General features: G+C 68.8%; 15 protein-coding genes and 1 tRNA gene. 2 read left to right on the top strand and 14 right to left on the bottom strand.

What is annotated here, in order from left to right; genetic code table 11:
- Positions 1-18 precede the first annotated feature (18 nt).
- The 9 genes from AADV74_RS13990 to topA all read right to left on the bottom strand — a co-directional run bounded on the left by AADV74_RS13990 (position 19) and on the right by topA (position 10,687).
- The gene (locus AADV74_RS13990; protein ID WP_342115065.1) at positions 19-1,482 is read right to left on the bottom strand and encodes a D-alanyl-D-alanine carboxypeptidase/D-alanyl-D-alanine-endopeptidase; all 1,464 of its coding nucleotides are present in this window, start codon (positions 1,480-1,482) and stop codon (positions 19-21) included.
- A 51-nt stretch (positions 1,483-1,533) separates the two neighbouring features.
- Entirely contained in the window at positions 1,534-2,517 is a 984-nt protein-coding gene (locus tag AADV74_RS13985; RefSeq protein WP_342115063.1) for a Gfo/Idh/MocA family protein, read from the bottom strand.
- Between the two features lie 66 nt (positions 2,518-2,583).
- A tRNA-Thr gene (locus tag AADV74_RS13980) sits at positions 2,584-2,656 on the bottom strand.
- Between the two features lie 161 nt (positions 2,657-2,817).
- A complete protein-coding gene (locus AADV74_RS13975) occupies positions 2,818-4,278 on the bottom strand; it encodes an alpha/beta hydrolase (protein ID WP_342115061.1) in 1,461 nt (486 codons plus the stop codon).
- A gap of 116 nt (positions 4,279-4,394) precedes the next feature.
- Positions 4,395-5,570: a DNA polymerase III subunit delta' gene (locus AADV74_RS13970; RefSeq protein ID WP_342115059.1), complete on the bottom strand. Its 1,176-nt coding sequence runs from the start codon at positions 5,568-5,570 to the stop codon at positions 4,395-4,397.
- 95 nt (positions 5,571-5,665) lie between these two features.
- Positions 5,666-6,673: an alpha/beta hydrolase gene (locus tag AADV74_RS13965; protein ID WP_342115206.1), complete on the bottom strand. Its 1,008-nt coding sequence runs from the start codon at positions 6,671-6,673 to the stop codon at positions 5,666-5,668.
- Between the two features lie 42 nt (positions 6,674-6,715).
- Complete coding sequence (locus tag AADV74_RS13960; RefSeq protein WP_342115057.1) at positions 6,716-7,213, bottom strand: hypothetical protein; 498 nt, start codon at positions 7,211-7,213, stop codon at positions 6,716-6,718.
- A gap of 49 nt (positions 7,214-7,262) precedes the next feature.
- Complete coding sequence (gene tmk / locus AADV74_RS13955) at positions 7,263-7,919, bottom strand: dTMP kinase (RefSeq protein WP_342115054.1); 657 nt, start codon at positions 7,917-7,919, stop codon at positions 7,263-7,265.
- Entirely contained in the window at positions 7,916-10,687 is a 2,772-nt protein-coding gene (topA, locus tag AADV74_RS13950) for a type I DNA topoisomerase (RefSeq protein WP_425287301.1), read from the bottom strand. Before topA ends, tmk begins: the two co-directional genes overlap by 4 nt.
- Before the next feature lie 183 nt (positions 10,688-10,870).
- Here topA and AADV74_RS13945 point away from each other — a divergent pair, with 183 nt between their 5' ends.
- Complete coding sequence (locus AADV74_RS13945; RefSeq protein WP_055825273.1) at positions 10,871-11,095, top strand: hypothetical protein; 225 nt, start codon at positions 10,871-10,873, stop codon at positions 11,093-11,095.
- Between the two features lie 19 nt (positions 11,096-11,114).
- On the opposite strand, the gene AADV74_RS13940 is transcribed toward AADV74_RS13945, so the two are convergent.
- The 5 genes from AADV74_RS13940 to AADV74_RS13920 form a co-directional block, all read right to left on the bottom strand.
- Positions 11,115-11,483, bottom strand: a complete 369-nt coding sequence (locus AADV74_RS13940) for an Rv3654c family TadE-like protein (RefSeq protein ID WP_342115050.1) — start codon at positions 11,481-11,483, stop codon at positions 11,115-11,117.
- Positions 11,480-11,863, bottom strand: a complete 384-nt coding sequence (locus AADV74_RS13935) for a TadE family type IV pilus minor pilin (RefSeq protein WP_342115048.1) — start codon at positions 11,861-11,863, stop codon at positions 11,480-11,482. Before AADV74_RS13935 ends, AADV74_RS13940 begins: the two co-directional genes overlap by 4 nt.
- On the bottom strand, positions 11,847-12,038 hold the full coding sequence (locus tag AADV74_RS13930; protein ID WP_342115047.1) for a DUF4244 domain-containing protein: 192 nt from the start codon (positions 12,036-12,038) through the stop codon (positions 11,847-11,849). The genes AADV74_RS13935 and AADV74_RS13930 overlap by 17 nt, the downstream gene beginning before the upstream one ends.
- 105 nt (positions 12,039-12,143) lie before the next feature.
- A complete protein-coding gene (locus tag AADV74_RS13925; RefSeq protein ID WP_342115045.1) occupies positions 12,144-13,094 on the bottom strand; it encodes a type II secretion system F family protein in 951 nt (316 codons plus the stop codon).
- Complete coding sequence (locus AADV74_RS13920) at positions 13,091-14,158, bottom strand: TadA family conjugal transfer-associated ATPase (protein ID WP_342115042.1); 1,068 nt, start codon at positions 14,156-14,158, stop codon at positions 13,091-13,093. Before AADV74_RS13920 ends, AADV74_RS13925 begins: the two co-directional genes overlap by 4 nt.
- Before the next feature lie 459 nt (positions 14,159-14,617).
- Here AADV74_RS13920 and acs point away from each other — a divergent pair, with 459 nt between their 5' ends.
- The gene (acs, locus tag AADV74_RS13915) at positions 14,618-16,564 is read left to right on the top strand and encodes an acetate--CoA ligase (protein WP_342115041.1); all 1,947 of its coding nucleotides are present in this window, start codon (positions 14,618-14,620) and stop codon (positions 16,562-16,564) included.
- Positions 16,565-16,566: the final 2 nt, after the last annotated feature.

Below are 16,566 nucleotides of genomic sequence, written 5' to 3'. Positions count from 1 at the left end.
CCCGATCGTACGACGTGGTCAGTTGTTGGAGAGGTTGTCGCCGCAGCTGTAGAAGCCGGCCGTGAGCAGGTCGATGGCGGTCTTGGCGTCTTCGCTCACGTCGCCGAGGGCGTAGACGGCGAATGTCAGCGGGGTCCCGTCCGAGGCGGCGATGATGCCGGAGAGGGTGTACCCGGTGTCGATCCAGCCGGTCTTGGCGAACACCGAGCCGTCGGCCACGGATGCATCCCCGGTGAACCTGTCGCTGTAGGACAGCGAGCCGGAGCGTCCGGCGACAGGAAGGCCGTCCGCGATGACGCCCAGGTTCGCCTCGCGCGCGTTGATCTTGACGAACAGGCGGGTGAGGTACGACGGCGGGATGGCGTTGTCGTCGGACAGCCCCGAGCCGTCGACGACGACGATTCCGGTGGTGTCGACGCCATAACCGTCGAGGGCGGCGACCACGGCGGGCTGGATGGCCGAGAAGTCGCTACCGGTTCCGGCCGTGACGGCGGTGAGACGTGCGAGCATCTCGGCGATCGTGTTGTCTGAGACGATGAGCGACTGCTGCACGAGCGTCGACACCGGGGCCGACTGCACGCTTCCGAGGGCGGCCGCTCCGGCAGGCGCCGTTCCGAGCTCGATGGCCTGGATGCCGCCGAGCTGGTCGGCGAATGCCTGTCCGGCACGGCCGACGGGGTCGTCGCTGCGAGCCGAGGTATTGCTGTACGGGTCATCGCGGTCGCCGTCGACCTGTAGGGCCGTCACGCGCGACATGTAGCCGTCGTACTGCTCCTTGGAGTCCCAGCTCGGCTGCCAGTCGGGGCCGGTGAAGAGGGACGAGTCGAGGATGAGCTTCGTCAGAGGCGGGTTCGCCGGGTCGGCGGCCCACGCTGTCCGCACCTGGTTCGCGAGGTCGTCGAGGTGCGCAGCACCCTCGTAGGCCGACGTCTCACCCGATGGCAGGCGCGAGAGGGTGAGGTCTCCACCCCCGACGAGTACGGCGGACCCCGGCTCGGAGCCCTTCACCACTGTCGTCGTCGCCCTGTAGTCGGGGCCGAGCACCTTCAGTGCAGCAGCGGTGGTGAGCACCTTCATGACGCTCGCGGCGCGCGATGGCGTCGTGCCGCCGCGGTCGAACAGCACCTCGCCCGTCGTGGCGTTCAGCACCTGGGCCTGCATGGAGGCGAGGCGGCTGTCTGAGGCGAGATCGGTCACGGAACAGGTGCGCAGCCGGCTCGCGGGTGCCGCAGCGGCCGGAGTGGCACGCGGGTCGGGGGTCGGGGTCGGGGTCGGCGTGGCCGTCGGGGTCGCGGATGCCGCTGCCGTCTGGGTCGCGAGCGGCGCGGGGCTGCCCGCTGCGGCACCGGAGGCGAGGGCGGCACCGGCGAGCAGCGCCACGGCGACGGCACCGCCGACGATGGTCCAGCCGCGGCGGTGCTCGCGGAAGAGCCCACCCCTGGCCGGAGCGGCCGGCGTGCTCGGGGCATCCGTTTCAGTCATTCGCGGCAGCCTACGCTGTCGCGCCTGAGAGAATCCGCAAGACGGCTCCGATCATTCGCCCGGGTAGCGGAGGCCGATCTGGGCCCGGATCGTGTCGAGGGTCTCGAGCACCGCCACGGTCTCCTCGGTCGGCAGGATGTCGCCGGATGTCGCTCCGGCGGCGGCGAGCCGCTCGAGTTCCGCGGCCTGGAACTGCATGCCGCGGCCCGTCACATCGGACGAGAACGACTCGATCTCGGCGCCCTCGGCGTCGTAGGCGCGGAACGAGGTCGGCGTGTACCAGACGGAGTCGATGTCGATGCGGCCGTCGGTGCCGAGGATCGTTGCGATGTTGCGCCCGCGGGTGTCGCTGGCCGAGAGGGTCGTGGCGATCTGGCCGCCGGCGTAGCGGAAGATCGTGGCGACCTGGGCATCGGCGCCCGTGTCCTTGAACGTGGCCGAGGCCTGGATCGTCTCGGGGCTGCCGAACAGGTCGGATGCGAACGAGATCGGGTAGATGCCGAGATCGAGCAGGGCGCCGCCGCCGAGCTCGAGGGCGTTGAGGCGGTGACCGGGGTCGTCGGGGAGGTCCTGGGTGTGGTCGGCGATGAGGGTGTGCACCTCGCCGAGGGTGCCGGCCGCGATGATCTCGCGCACGCGCACCATGTGCGGCAGCCATCGTGTCCACATGGCCTCGAGGACGACCAGGCCCTTCTCGTTCGCGAGATCGACGACCTGGCGCGCCTCGGCGGCGTTCAGCGTGAACGGCTTCTCGACGAGGACGTGCTTGCCCGCCTCGAGGGCGAGAGAGGCGTGCTCGGCGTGGAACGGGTGCGGCGTCGACACGTAGATGACGTCGACCTCGGGGTCCGCCACCAGAGCTGCGTAGCTGGAGTGGGCGTTGGGGATGCCGAATTCGGCTGCGAAGGCATCCGCCGCCTCCTGCGAGCGTGACCCGACGGCCTGCACGGTGAAGCCGTTCAGGACGAGGTCGTTGGCCATGGCGTGGGCGATTCCGCCCGTGGCGAGGATTCCCCAGCGCAGTGCATCAGTCATGCTTCGAGGCTAGGGCATGCCGAAGCGTCGGCGAATCCGAGGGAGACGATGCGATGGCTGTGACGGGGCCGCCTGTGGGAATCGAACCCACGACCTTCTCATTACGAGTGAGACGCTCTGCCGACTGAGCTAAGGCGGCGTGGCACTCGGCGATCATCCGCGGGGGACGATGCCGCTTGGCACAGTAGGAAAGCATACCGTCTCCGCCGAGCGTTCACGAACACGACCGTGGTCCGGTCGGCGCCGACAGGCGTCAGTCGGCTTCTGTCGCGGCCGCTCGGCGCCGACCGCGCCGATCCCTCAGCAGTCGGGGTCGCTGGTAGGAGCGGTTCCATCGATGAGGAAGGTGTCGACGGCATCGTTCACGCACGAGTTCGACTTGTTGTACGCCGTGTGGCCCTCGCCGTTGAAGGTGACGAGGCGCCCGTCGTCGAGTTGCGCGGCCAGCGACTGCGCCCAGACGTAGGGCGTCGCCGGGTCGTTCGTCGTGCCGATCACGACGATGGGCGGCGAGCCCTCGGCGCTGATCGTCGCGCGCTCGGCACGCGACGTGTACGGCCAGGTCGCGCAGGTGATGTCGCCGAACCCGAAGTAGGCGCCGATGACCGGGGCTGCGGCGTCGAGTTCCTGCTCCTGCTCGCGCATGGCGGCGGCATCCGTCACGTAGGCGTAATCCATGCAGTTGACGGCATAGAAGGCCTCGGTGGAGTTGTCGCTGTAGTTCCCGGATGCATCGCGCCCGTTGTACTGGTCGGCGAAGGACATCGCCTGATCGGCGGATCCGCTCAGGACGGAGTCGAACATGGTGCTGAGAGCCGGCCAGCCCTGCTGTGAGTAGAGCGGGTAGATGATGGCTGTGACCAGTGTGTCGCCTCCGAGCATGCGGCCGTCGGTCGCGCGGATGGGTGCGGCGTCGACCGAGTCGAGCAGGGCTTTCACCGTGCCCATGGCACCGTCGACACTGCCGTCGAACGGGCAATCGGCTCCGTCGAGGCAGTCGGCGAGGTAGGCCCGCAGAGCGCTCTCGAACCCCTTCGCCTGCTCGATGTTCACGTCGAGGTTGGTCGCAGCCGGATCGATGGCGCCATCGAGCACGAGGCGGCCGGCCTTCGCCGGGAACAGGCCCGCGTAGACAGCACCGAGATAGGTGCCGTAGGAGTAGCCGAGGTAGTTGAGGGTGGTGTCGCCCAGCGCCGCGCGCAGGACGTCGAGGTCGCGAGCCGCGCTCTCGGTGTCGACGTTGTCGAGGAGCGTTCCCGTGTTCGAGTCGCAGGCGGCGGCGAAGGCCGTGCCCCTGGCGGTCTTCGCGGTGAGCCAGGGATCGCTCCCTCGCTCACCGGGAGTGATGGCGTAGAGGTAGGTGTCCATCTGCTCGGCTCCGTAGCAGGTCACCGGCGTAGACCGGCTCACGCCTCGGGGGTCGAACCCGATGATGTCGTAGTGCTTCTGGAGGTCGGCGCTGACGGCGAAGTCGAGGGAGTCCTTCACGAGGTCGTATCCGGATCCACCGGGGCCGCCCGGGTTCACCAGCAGCGAGCCGAGACGGTCTCCCGTCGCCGGATGGCGCACCAGGGCCAGCTCTATGCTGTCATCGCCAGGCGCCCGGTAGTCGAGCGGAGCCGCGGCCGTCGTGCACTGGAAACCATCGCCGCAGTCCTCCCACTCCAGCTGCTGGCCGTAGAACGACTCGAGGCCGGCCGGAGCCGTCTCGCCCGTCGGCGTCGACGTGTGCGTTCCGGCTCCCCCTCCGGCCCAGGGCACGCAGCCGGTCAACACGAGCGCCAGGAGAGCGACGACGACGGCAGCTCTGGCTCGTGCACCTCGCCCTTGTCGCCCTGTTCGTGCTGCTCGTGCTGTCGTGGTCATCGGTCGTCGGATCACGCGGCGGCTCTCTCGGATCGGCGGAAGGTCATGAGCATGGCCTCGAGGGCCAGGAGCGGGGCGACGTTGGCCTCGATGCGCTTGCGAGCGAGGGCGATGGCATCGAGCGAACGCAACGTCTCGGCAGCACTGCCCACAGATGCCGCGCGTTCGATTCTGGATAGCAGCTCGCGATTGATGATGGCGGAATCGCCGTGCAGCTGCAGCATCAGCACGTCTCGGTGCAGGGAGGAGAAGTCGACGAGAATGCGGTCGATGCCGTCTCGAAGACTGCGGGTGGCGCGGCGCTTCTGGTCGTCTTCGAGCGCCTTGATCTGGCCGCGCAGCGCCGGAGGCAGCGTCTGGCCCGGGGCGACGCCGAGAGAACGCAGGGCCTTCTCGCGTTCGTCGGCATCGCGCTCGAGCGTGATCGCCTTGGCGTCGTCACCGGCGATCTCGATCATGCGGGCGGCCGCGGCGACGGCATCCGAGACCGTGCGGATGCCGAGGGCTGACACCAGCGTGGCCTCCCGGCGTTCGCGGGCCTCACTCGACGTGGCGAGGCGCCGCGCCATGCCGATGTGGCTCTGGGCCTCGCGGGCCGCGCGCTCGGCGACCTCGGGGCTGACGCCGTCGCGTGCGACAAGCAGGGCGGCCACGTCGTCGATGCTCGGAACCCGCAGACGTACGGAGCGGACGCGGGAGCGGATGGTGGGGATGAGGTCGGCCTCGCTCGGGGCGCAGAGGATCCACACTGTGCGCTCCGGCGGCTCCTCCAGCGCCTTGAGCAGAACGTTCGAGGTGCGCTCGGGCATGCGGTCGGCATCCTCGATCACGAGCACGCGATGCCGCCCCACCGATGGGGAGTACGAGGACGACCGCACGATGGCACGCACGTCGTCCACCTTGATCGAGACTCCCTCGGTGCTGAGCACGGTGAGGTCGGGATGACTGCGCGCGGCGACCTGAGCGACCGTGGCGTCGTCACCGTCGGGGTGCCCGGAGATGAGCGCAGTCGCGAAGGCGTAGGCGAGGTTCGACCGGCCCGACCCGGGCGGACCCGTGATCAGCCAGGCGTGAGACATGGCCTGCTCTGCCGCACCCTCGGTGGGAGTGGCGGATGCCGCTGCCGCTGCAGCTCGGAACACCGCGATGGCGTCGGCCTGGCCCGTCAGCTCGTCCCACACCGTCATGCTCCAACAGTAGGCGATGCCGCCGACGCGCCAGGCCCGCGTGCCCGAGCCGTGAAGGACCACCCGAGGGGACCGGTCCCGTCAGTCCACGACTGTCAGCAGCGCGGGTCGACCGCGGGCATGGTTCCGTCCACCAGGAAGCCGTCCACGGTGGACACGATGCAGTCGGTCCCCGGGTACGCCGTATGCCCCTCACCCTCGAAGGTGACGAGTCGTCCCTCGCTCAGCTGTCCGGCGAGGGACTGGGCGAAAGCATAGGGCGTCGCCGGATCGTTGGTCGTTCCGATGACCATGATCGGCGCACTGCCGGCCGCGTGCAGCGCAGCGGGCTCCCGCGCCGGCGGATGCGGCCAGTCGACGCAATCGAACTCACGGTAGGTCATGAAGGTCCCGAGGACCGGAGCCGCTGCTTCGATCGCGGCGGCGTTGGCGGCCATCGCCGCCGAATCGCCCTCGAACCCGAAGTCAAGGCACTGGATCGCGACGCCGGCCTCGACGGAGTTCGTGTACTCGCCTTTCGGCGACCTCGAATTCGATGAGTCGATCGCGCGGAACGCGAGGGCCGGGAATCCCCGGCTGACCGACTCGAGCAGGTCGAACAGGTAGGGCCAGTCCGCTTTCCGATAGAGCGCCACCTTCATCGCCGCGGTCAGGTTGTCGCCGTCGAGCAGACGCCCGTCCTGCGCCTCCAAGGGCGCGTCTTCGACCGTGTCGAGGATCAAGCGGATCTGAGCAGCGGCATCCTCAGCCGTTCCGTCGAAGGGACAGCCCGGATTATCGAGGCAGAACGCGATTGCAGCCCGCAACGCACCCTCGTAGCCCTCGGCCTGGCTGAGGAAGATGTCCGACAGGGTGATTGTCGGGTCGACGGCACCATCGAGCACCATTCTTCCGACCGCGTGCGGAAACAGGTCCGCATACGTGGCGCCGAGAAGCGTCCCGTACGAGAACCCGAGATAGTCGAGCGTCGACTCGCCGAGAGCTGCCCGCAAGATGTCGAGATCCCGTGCGGCGCTCTCGGTGTCGACGAATCGAAGAAGTTCGCCGGTGTTCTCGGCGCATCCGGTCGAGAACCGGGTCGCCTGGCCGTGAAGGTCGGCCAGCCAGGGGCCGCTCCCACGGGTGTCGGTCTCGACGCCGTACAGTTAGTCGTCGAGATCGGCGTCGACGACGCAGCCGACTGCTGTCGAGGCGCCGATTCCCCGGGGATCGAACCCCACGATGTCGAAGGCGGCGACGACCGTATTCGATGCCACATATCGGAGAGAGTCCCGAACGACGTCCACGCCCGACCCTCCAGGCCCTCCCGGATTGACGAACAGTGTTCCGATCCTCTTGCCTGTCGCATGATGACGGATCAGCGCAATGCTGATGGCCTCGCCGCTCGGATCGGAGTAGTCGAGTGGCACGCTCGCCGTGGCGCAGTCAGCTCCGGCCTCGCAGTCCGTCCACTCGGGCACCTGAGTGTAGAAGCGCTCCAACCCGGTGGGCACTGCCTCCATCGCTCGCGTCGTGGGAGTGGTGGTCGGCGTCCCGAAGCAGGCCGTCAGGGCGACGACGGTCACGGCCATCGTCAACGCGACACGTTTCGTGCGGCGACGAGAGAAGCGAGCGACCGGAACACGGCCGACCCTGCCAGCCATGGCCAGAGCCTATACCCGCCGTGGCGCCGGGATCCAGACCGCTCGTCGATCAGGCGAGGGCTGCCACGCGCTTCCTGATCTGTTCTGCGATCTGTTCGACAGATGCCGTGGCATCGACGACGAGGAATCGCTCGGGCTCCGCCGCAGCGAGCTCGAGGAAGGCATGGCGCACGCGTGCGTGGAACTCCCCCGCCTCGGCCTCCAGCCTGTCGAAGCGCTTCTGCGCCGCATCGAGCCGGCCGCGAGCGACGGTCTCGTCCAGGTCGAGCAGGATGGTCAGGTCGGGCAACAGCCCCTGTGCAGCCCACAGCGAGAGGTCGCGCACCTCGGTTCCCCCGAGCACCCGGCCGGCACCCTGATAGGCGACAGACGAGTCGAGATAGCGGTCCTGGATGACGACGTCTCCACGCTCGAGTGCCGGGCGCACCTTCGTCGCGATGTGGTGGGCGCGATCCGCCGCATAGAGCAGTGCCTCGGCCCTGGGCGCGATGTCACCGCGGTGGTGCAGCACGATCTCGCGGATCTCGACGCCGACCTCGGTGCCGCCGGGCTCCCGCGTGCGCACGACGGAGCGCCCGTGTTCGACCAGCCACTCCTCGAGCAGTCGCGCCTGTGTCGACTTGCCCGATCCGTCGCCGCCCTCGAGGGTGATGAAGAGGCCGCGCCCCGCGCTCGGCGGGGCGACGGCGGCGCTCTCCGCGCTCACTTCTTCTTCGGCGCGGCCTTGCGCGCTGCGGGCTTCTTGGCGGTCGAACGTGCGGTGGTGCGCGGCTTCGCCGGCCCCTTTGCGCGCTTCTCGGCGAGCAGCTCGACAGCGCGGGCGAACTCGATGTCGTCGACCGACTCGCTCTTGGGGATGGTCGCGTTCGTCTCGCCGTCTGTCACGTACGGTCCGAACCGGCCGTCCTTGAGCTTGATCGGCTTGCCGCTGACGGGGTCGGCCTCGAACTCCTTGAGGGCGCTCGGCGCTCGACGGGCTCCGTACTTCGGCTGGGCGAACAGCTCCAGCGCCGCGGGAAGGTCGACCTCGAAGATCTGGTCCTCGCTCGTCAGCGAGCGAGAATCCGTCCCCTTCTTGAGGTAAGGGCCGAACTTGCCGTTCTGCGCGGTGATCTCAACGCCGGCCTCCGGGTCGAGCCCGACCACGCGTGGAAGCGAGAGCAGCTTGAGCGCGGTGTCGAGGTCGACGGTCGCGAGGTCCATCGTCTTGAAGATGGATGCCGTGCGCGGCTTCTCGACCACGGGCTTCTTGGCAGCACGCTTCTTGGGCGGCTCGACGACCTCGCCCGTCGCGGCGTCGACCGCGGGCTCGGGAGCCGGAGCCTCGGGTGCCGGCGGGTCGAGCTCGGTCACGTAGGGGCCGAACCGGCCGTCCTTCGCGATGATCTGCTTGCCGTTGTCGGGGTTGATGCCGATGACGCGGTCGGTGACGATGGGCGCGTCGATGAGCTCGCGAGCCTTCTCGGGCGTCAGCTCGTCGGGCGCCAGCTGCGGCGGGATGTTGATGCGTCGCGGAGTGGCGTCTGGGCCGGCATCCGGATCGGGAACCTCGAGGTAGGGCCCGAACTTGCCGATGCGCAGCGTGATGCCATCGGCGATGCGGATGGAGTTGATCTCCTTGGCATCGATGTCGCCGAGGTTGTCGATGACCTGGCGCAGCCCGCGCTGGCGCTCGTCGCCGAAGTAGAACTGGGTGAGCCACCCCACGCGATCGGCGTCGCCGTTGGCGATCTCGTCGAGGTCGTTCTCCATCTCCGCCGTGAAGTCGTACTCCACGAGTTCGGCGAAATGCTCCTCGAGCAGGCGCACCACCGAGAAGGCGATCCAGCTGGGCACCAGGGACTGCCCGCGGTGCTCGACGTAGCCGCGATTGGAGATGGTGTCGATGATCGACGCGAAGGTCGACGGACGCCCGATACCCTTGGCCTCCAGCTCCTTCACGAGGCTCGCCTCGGTGTAGCGCGGCGGCGGCGTGGTCTCGTGGCCACTGGCCTCGATCTCGACGAAGGCGAGCTTCTGCCCCTCGGTGAGCGGGGGAAGCTTCGACTCAGCGGGCTCGGCCGAGGCGTTGCGCTCCTCGTCGCGGCTCTCCTCGTAGGCGTTCAGGAAGCCGCGGAAGGTGATCACGGTGCCACTGGCCGAGAATTCGGCGATGGTCTTCGTGGCCTGCGGGTGAGCTGCCTCACCCGTCGGTCCGGCTGCGATGGTGACGGATGCCGTGACACCCTTCGCATCCGCCATCTGCGAGGCGACGGTGCGCTTCCAGATGAGGTCGTAGAGCTTGAAGTCGTTGCCGTGCAGGCTCGAGGCCAGCGACGACGGGGTGCGGAAGTTCTCGCCGGACGGGCGGATGGCCTCGTGGGCCTCCTGCGCGTTCTTGGACTTGCCGGTGTAGACGCGCGGCTTCTCGGGGATGCTGTCTGCGCCGTAGAGGTCGGTGGCCTGACGACGGGCCGCCGTGATCGCCTGCTGCGAGAGCGACACGGAGTCGGTTCGCATATAGGTGATGTAGCCGTTCTCGTAGAGCGACTGGGCGACGCTCATGGTCTGGCGGGCGGAGAAGCGGAGCTTCCGCGCCGCCTCCTGCTGCAGGGTCGACGTCGTGAACGGAGCCGCCGGCTTGCGGGAGTACGGACGAGACTCCACCTTGGTGACGGTGACGTCGACGCCGGCCTCGAGGGCGGCGGCCAGGGCACGAGCCGAATCCTCGGACAGCACGGTCGCCTTCGAGGTGAGCGAGCCCGTGTCGTCGAAGTCGCGGCCGGAGGCGATGCGCTCCCCGCCGACCCGGACGAGGCGGGCGCTGAACGCGTCGGCGGCGGCATCCGTTCCCAGGGTCGGGCTCAGACGAGCGGCGAGGTCCCAGTAGGACGCCGCCGTGAAGGCGAGGCGCTCCCGCTCGCGGTCGACCACGAGCCTGGTAGCCGCTGACTGAACTCGACCTGCCGAGAGACCGGGACCGACCTTGCGCCACAGCACCGGCGACACCTCGTAGCCGTAGAGGCGATCGAGGATGCGGCGGGTCTCCTGGGCGTCGACGAGGGCTGTGTCGAGATCGCGGGTCTTCTTGGTGGCCTCGAGGATGGCGTCCTTGGTGATCTCGTGGAAGACCATGCGCTTGACGGGGACCTTGGGCTTGAGTTCCTGCAGGAGGTGCCACGCGATGGCCTCACCCTCGCGGTCCTCATCAGTGGCGAGGAGGAGTTCGTCGGCGTCCTTGAGAGCGCGCTTGAGCTCGGCGACGGTCTTCTTCTTCGCCGTGGAGACGACGTAGTAGGGCTCGAATCCGTTGTCGACGTCGACGGAGAACTTGCCGAGGGAGCCCTTCTTCAGCTCGGCGGGAAGGTACTTGGGTTCGATGAGGTCACGGATGTGACCGACGCTCGAGAGGACTTCGTATCCGTCGCCCAGATAGGCGGCGATCGACTTCATCTTCGTGGGCGACTCGACGATGACCAGCTTCTTGCCTGGCACCAGACTCCTTTATATAGAGGTGAATACGGCGCTGCTCGATCACTCGTGTGAGAGCGGCACCCTCAACGGCACACCATACACACTTCGAACGAGTGATCGCTCGACGCGCCCGAAACTGAGCATTCATCGACATCACCCCTTCTGGAGCTTGAAACTCGTCGAAGGCGGAGGAAAATGAGTGGCATGGATACAACGACGTACACCGCGAAACTCACCGACGGTCCTCTCGAGGGTCGTACGATCACGACCGAATTCCTCGAGGGCGGCGACCCTCGCCCCCGTCTCGAGATCCCCGGTGCCGGCAAGCACTATCTCTACGTGCGCGGCAGCGGCCTGGAGTTCGACGGTGACGGGACGCAGCGCCCCACCGCCGTCGAGTACCGCTACCTCGAGGCCGTCTTCGCCTGAGTTCCCTCCTCGCCGCGGCTCATCCCGGCGCCGGCCCCGCCCTCGACCGAGCCCGCACGGGGATGCCCACCCACATCGCCGACACCTCGACCGTGACGGTCTCGCCATCGACGGAGCAGTCGTCGACACCAGCGGCGTTGGCCTCGGCCGCCTGCGCCGCCGCATCGCAGACCACGCCGGCGACTGCGCCCATCGCAACATCCGCCCCGGCGATGGCAGCAGCATCTGCCGCCGCTGAGACCCGCTGACGCACCACGAGGGCGCCGAGCACCGACGCCGCCACCAGGGCGAGCGCGACGACGGCGCCGATCAGCGCGACGGCCAGGACGGTACCTGAACCCCTGTCATCGCCGAGGGTCCGTTCTCCCGTTCTCGGCGCCGTCGTCACAGGCCACCGCCGAGAGCACACGATCGAGCAGAGACCGTGAGAGCCGCCAGCACCGTGTGGGCGCCGGCTCGGGCGCTCGCGGTGACGCAGATCAGGTCGCCCTCCTCGTCGACCGAGAGGCTCGCCCCGGAGACCGCGCTCGACAGGCGCGCTGACGCCATATCGACCCCGTCACCGCGGGCGAGCGTGCGAGCGGCATCGGCCGCGGCATCCGTCAACCGGACCTGGATCGAGACGGCCTGCACGCCGCAGAGGCAGACCGCCAGCACGAGGGCGACCGCGGGAAGGGCGACGGCGAACTCGGCGGTAACGCTCCCTCGCTCCCCGCCGCCCGCCGGACGAGTCGCCCTGATCTGCGCCCGCTCAGAGCGTGAGCGCATCGCGGACGAGGTCGGTGAGGATCCCACGCACCTCGTTGCCTCGCAGGATGACGACGAGGAGGCCCGCGAAGCCGACGGCGGCCATCGTGGCCACAGCGTATTCTGCGGTGGCCGAACCACGTTCGCCACGGAGCGCGGCCGCGCGCGAGCGCAGGAATCGTCGAAGAGTGCTCATGGTGATCTCCTTCTGGCGTCGAGTGGACGCGATCGCGGCACGGGCAGGTCCAGCATGAGGCCCGGCATCGTGGCGCGAGTGGTCGCTTCCGGGATCGGGCTCTCGTCAGCCGAGGACGTCGAATGTGGAGGAGACCACCGAGAGGATCATCGGGGCCACGCCGAGCAGCATGAAAGCGGGAAGCACGCACAGCGCGAGCGGGATCATCAGGCTGACGCCCAGCCGAGCCGCGCGTTCCTGACCGTCCGTCTGGGCTGCGAGCCTGAGGTCGGAGGCCTCGGCCCGCAGGAGCTCCGCCGCCGGCACCCCCGCGGCACGGGCGAGCGCGATGACGGAATCGGCACGGCCCGCCTGCTCGGCCGCCGTGACCGCATCCACGACCTCCAGCCTCACCACGACGGCGGCAGCGGCGTTGCGTGCCCTGTCGAGCGAAGCTCCTCCGGCGAGCGCTATGGCGATCAGGTCGATCACCAGCCCCGGGAACGGATCGCCGACTCCGGCGCGGCGCACGAGTCGGGCGCTCCAGCGCGATCCGCCGAGCATCAGGAGACCACCGGCAGCCAGGCAGACCCACCCCGGAACCGTCGTGAACAGAACTCCGAGGGTGTCGAGGCCGAGGACGGCCCCGAAGGCCACCGCCACCACGGGAAGAAGCGCCACGAGTCGCGACGTGGCGCGGGGCCCGGCGAGTGCGATCCGCGCCTCGCGCTGGAGCCGTCCTGTGGCGCGGAACGACTCCGACATCTCGCGCAGTCCGCCCGCCAGCGGTGACCCGGTCTCGATCGCCAGCGACCACACCGCGGCCAGGGCCCGCCAGGCCCGTGCCGCCTCGGTGGAGGCCGCAGCTCCCCCGGCCTCGGCGACGGCCTGCGCGATGTCCGCGCCGTCTTCGCCCGCGCGAGCGGCAGCGTCGACCACGCGGCCGGCGACGCCCGAGCGCCCCGCCGTGGCCAGGTAGCGCCAGGATGCATTCGGCGGCACCCCCGCCGCGAGCAGCACGGCCAGCCGCTGGGCCGTGGTGGCCACAGCCTCGACCGCGGGTCGCGGCGCGCTCATCCGACTGCGACTATCGCGAGGCGGCCATCGCCGGCGGTGGCGAAGCGACCGACCTGGGCCAGGCGCCGTACACCGTCGGAACGCTCGAGATGCAGCACGAGGCCGATCGCACTCACAGTCTGCCGAGCGACGGCGCGATCGTCCATGCCGGCGAGCGCACCGAGAGCCTCGATGCGGGCGGGAACGTCGGCGAGGGAGTTGGCGTGCAGCGTTCCCGCTCCACCGTCGTGGCCGGTGTTGAGGGCGGTCAGCAGCTCACGGAGCTCGGCTCCGCGGCACTCGCCGAGGATCAACCTGTCCGGCCGCATCCGCAGGGCTTCGCGGACCAGCGAGTCGAGGCCGACGTGTCCGGCACCCTCGACGTTGGCCTGGCGTGCCTCGAGACCGACGACGTGCTGATGCCGTACCCGCAGTTCGGCGACGTCCTCGACGACCACGATGCGCTCGTGGGAGGGCGCCGACGACAGCAGCGCCGCCAGCAGTGTGGTCTTGCCGACTCCGGCAGCTCCTGTGATGAGCACGTTCTCGCGCCGCCGCACCACGGCGACCAGTTCGCGTTCCTGGGCAGCGTCGATCATGCCCGCACGGCGCAGGGAGGCGAGATCGGCGTGATCGCCACGCGGGATGCGCACCGAGATCAGAGTGCCCGTCGTCGAGATGGGTGGGAGCGCCACGTGCACCCTGATACCCCCTCCGAGCCTCACATCGACGCAGGGATGAGCCTCGTCGACGTGTCGTCCGCCGCTCGCGACGAGGCGAACGGCCAGATCGCGCACCTCGCGTTCACCCAGTTCCCACTCCGAGTCGCGTCTCAGGCCCCGACCGGCGTCGACCCAGAGGCCCGCTGCGCCGTTCACGAGGAGGTCGCTCACCTCGTCGGTCGCGAACGGGGCGAGCGGCCCGAGGGCCCCTCGGTCGACGGGCACGAGTGGGGGACCGTGCTCGCCCTCGACGAACCGGTGGCGTCCGTGCCCCTGCTCGCCGTCGTCGGCGCCGTCGCCCCCTGCTTCCGGGTCTGTGCGCGCCGCCTGCAGCACCGGCACTGCGACGAACGGCTCATCCATCCGAGCGAATCTAGGCTACCGATCGCCGCCGATCGGGGTACAGATCGCGACGGTGGACTCATCGGGGTACATGTGCGGGCGGGGAGGAGACCGGCCGTCTCCGCGAGTTAAAAAGAAGGGGCGGCACCTATTGGGGGGAACAGGTGCCGCCTCAGTGATACGGGGATTGGGGGGAATCGCTCCGCATCACGAACCCGAAAAAGCTTTCAGGCGCATGGAAAGTCTACGGCACAGAATCCATTGCGCAAAGCCCGCGTGTCCTCATTTCTGTGGACATGAGCAAAAACTCTCATCGGGAGCTCATCTCGTGCTCATCCGAGCAGGCCCTTGCGGTGCCGTCCATCCGTTCGACGCGCACGCGGCTGGGCATCCGTCGAACGCGGTATCGTTGCGAATCCGCAGCCGGTGCAGCACCGGCGGGATCACGCAGGCCACTCGCGAAGGAGCGACAGAGAAGCAATGAATGCGCAGATCGATCACAACCTCGAAGAGATCCGCCGATTCCGGCCGAGTCCCGAGTTCGCCGCCCAGTCGGTGGCGCAGGAGAGCCTCTACACGGATGCCGCAGATGATCGACTCGGATTCTGGGCCGACCGCGCCAGAGAGCTGCACTGGCACAAGCCGTTCACGAAGACGCTGGACTGGACGAACCCGCCGTTCGCGACCTGGTTCGAGGACGGCGAACTGAACGTCGCGTACAACTGCCTGGATCGTCACGTGCTGGCCGGCCATGGCGACCGCATCGCCATCCACTGGGAGGGTGAGCCGGGCGACAGCCGCGACATCAGCTACGCCGAGCTCACCGCCGAGGTGAAGCGGGCGGCGAACCTGCTCACGAGCCTCGGTATCGAGGCTGGCGACCGTGTCGCCATCTACTTGCCGATGATCCCCGAGGCGGTCGTCGCCATGCTCGCGATCGCGCGTATCGGCGCCGTCCACTCGGTCGTCTTCGGCGGGTTCAGCCCCGACAGCCTGCACTCGCGCATCCTCGATGCCGAGGCGAAGCTCGTCATCACCGCAGACGGCGGCTATCGAAAGGGCCGCGCGTTCGGATTGAAGGACACCGTCGACGCAGCTCTGGGCAAGGGCGCCCCGAGCGTCGCGCACGTGCTCGTCGTCAAGCGCACGGGCAACGACGTCGCCTGGGAGGACGGCCGCGACCTGTGGTGGGGCGACGAGATCGCGCAGGTCGACGCCGACCACGAGGCGAAGGCCTTCCCGGCCGAGCAGCCGCTGTTCATCCTCTACACCTCGGGCACGACGGGCAAGCCGAAGGGCATCCTGCACACCTCGGGCGGCTACCTGACGCAGGCTGCCTTCACCCACCGCAACGTCTTCGACCTGCACCCCGAGTCCGACGTCTACTGGTGCACGGCCGATGTCGGCTGGATCACCGGGCACTCCTACGTCGTCTACGGCCCTCTCGCCAACGGTGCGACCCAGGTGCTCTACGAGGGCACCCCCGACACCCCTCACCCCGGGCGCTGGTGGGAGATCATCGAGAAGTACAAGGTGTCGATCCTCTACACGGCGCCGACGGCGATCCGATCGTTCATGAAGGTGGGACGACAGATTCCACAGAAGTACAACCTGCGCTCGCTGCGGGTGCTCGGTTCTGTGGGCGAGCCCATCAACCCCGAGGCGTGGATCTGGTACCGGCACGTGATCGGCGGAGGCTCCATCCCCGTCGTCGACACGTGGTGGCAGACCGAGACCGGCGGCATCATGATCTCGGCGCTCCCCGGCATCACCGACCTCAAGCCCGGATCGGCGCAGATCCCGATTCCCGGCATCTCTCTCGACATCGTGACGGATGAGGGCGAGTCGGTCTCGGGAACGGATGGCGGCCTGCTCGTGATCACCGAACCGTGGCCCGCGATGCTCCGCGGCATCTGGGGCGACCCCGAGCGTTTCAAGGAGACGTACTGGGAGAAGTTCGGAGACAAGTACTTCGCCGGCGACGGGGCCCGCCGTGACGAGGACGGCGACATCTGGCTTCTCGGCCGAGTCGACGACGTGATGAACGTGTCCGGCCACCGCCTCTCGACGGCCGAGATCGAGTCGTCGCTGGTGGCCCACGACATGACGGCCGAGGCCGCCGTCGTGGGTGCCGCCGACGAGACCACCGGTCAGGCCGTCGTCGCGTTCGTGATCCTCAAGGAGCGCCAGACCGTCTCGATGACGAACGAGGAGGCGAGCGAGCAGCTGCGCGCCCACGTCGCCCGGCAGATCGGTGCGATCGCGCGCCCCCGCCAGGTGTTCATCGTGAATGAGCTGCCGAAGACCCGCTCGGGCAAGATCATGCGGCGCCTGCTCCGCGACCTCGCCGAGGGACGCGAGATCGGCGACACCACGACACTGGCCGACACCGCCGTGATGCAGTCGATCACAGACCAGGTGCGCTGACC

Origin of the sequence: Leifsonia stereocauli, from assembly GCF_038432415.1 — a bacterium.
GTDB lineage: Bacteria > Actinomycetota > Actinomycetes > Actinomycetales > Microbacteriaceae > Orlajensenia > Orlajensenia stereocauli.
The sequence above is the reverse complement of the archived record's forward strand: the minus strand, read 5'-3'. Positions and strand labels throughout refer to the sequence as shown.

Excerpts from the sequence above, each read along its gene's own strand:
- AADV74_RS13990 (WP_342115065.1), bottom strand. The coding sequence starts at position 1,482 with ATGACTGAAACGGATGCCCCGAGCACGCCGGCCGCTCCGGCCAGGGGT.
- AADV74_RS13985 (WP_342115063.1), bottom strand. The coding sequence starts at position 2,517 with ATGACTGATGCACTGCGCTGGGGAATCCTCGCCACGGGCGGAATCGCC.
- AADV74_RS13970 (WP_342115059.1), bottom strand. The coding sequence starts at position 5,570 with ATGACGGTGTGGGACGAGCTGACGGGCCAGGCCGACGCCATCGCGGTG.
- AADV74_RS13960 (WP_342115057.1), bottom strand. The coding sequence starts at position 7,213 with ATGGCTGGCAGGGTCGGCCGTGTTCCGGTCGCTCGCTTCTCTCGTCGC.
- AADV74_RS13945 (WP_055825273.1), top strand. The coding sequence starts at position 10,871 with ATGGATACAACGACGTACACCGCGAAACTCACCGACGGTCCTCTCGAG.
- AADV74_RS13935 (WP_342115048.1), bottom strand. The coding sequence starts at position 11,863 with ATGCGCTCACGCTCTGAGCGGGCGCAGATCAGGGCGACTCGTCCGGCG.
- AADV74_RS13930 (WP_342115047.1), bottom strand. The coding sequence starts at position 12,038 with ATGAGCACTCTTCGACGATTCCTGCGCTCGCGCGCGGCCGCGCTCCGT.
- AADV74_RS13925 (WP_342115045.1), bottom strand. The coding sequence starts at position 13,094 with ATGAGCGCGCCGCGACCCGCGGTCGAGGCTGTGGCCACCACGGCCCAG.
- AADV74_RS13920 (WP_342115042.1), bottom strand. The coding sequence starts at position 14,158 with ATGGATGAGCCGTTCGTCGCAGTGCCGGTGCTGCAGGCGGCGCGCACA.
- acs (WP_342115041.1), top strand. The coding sequence starts at position 14,618 with ATGAATGCGCAGATCGATCACAACCTCGAAGAGATCCGCCGATTCCGG.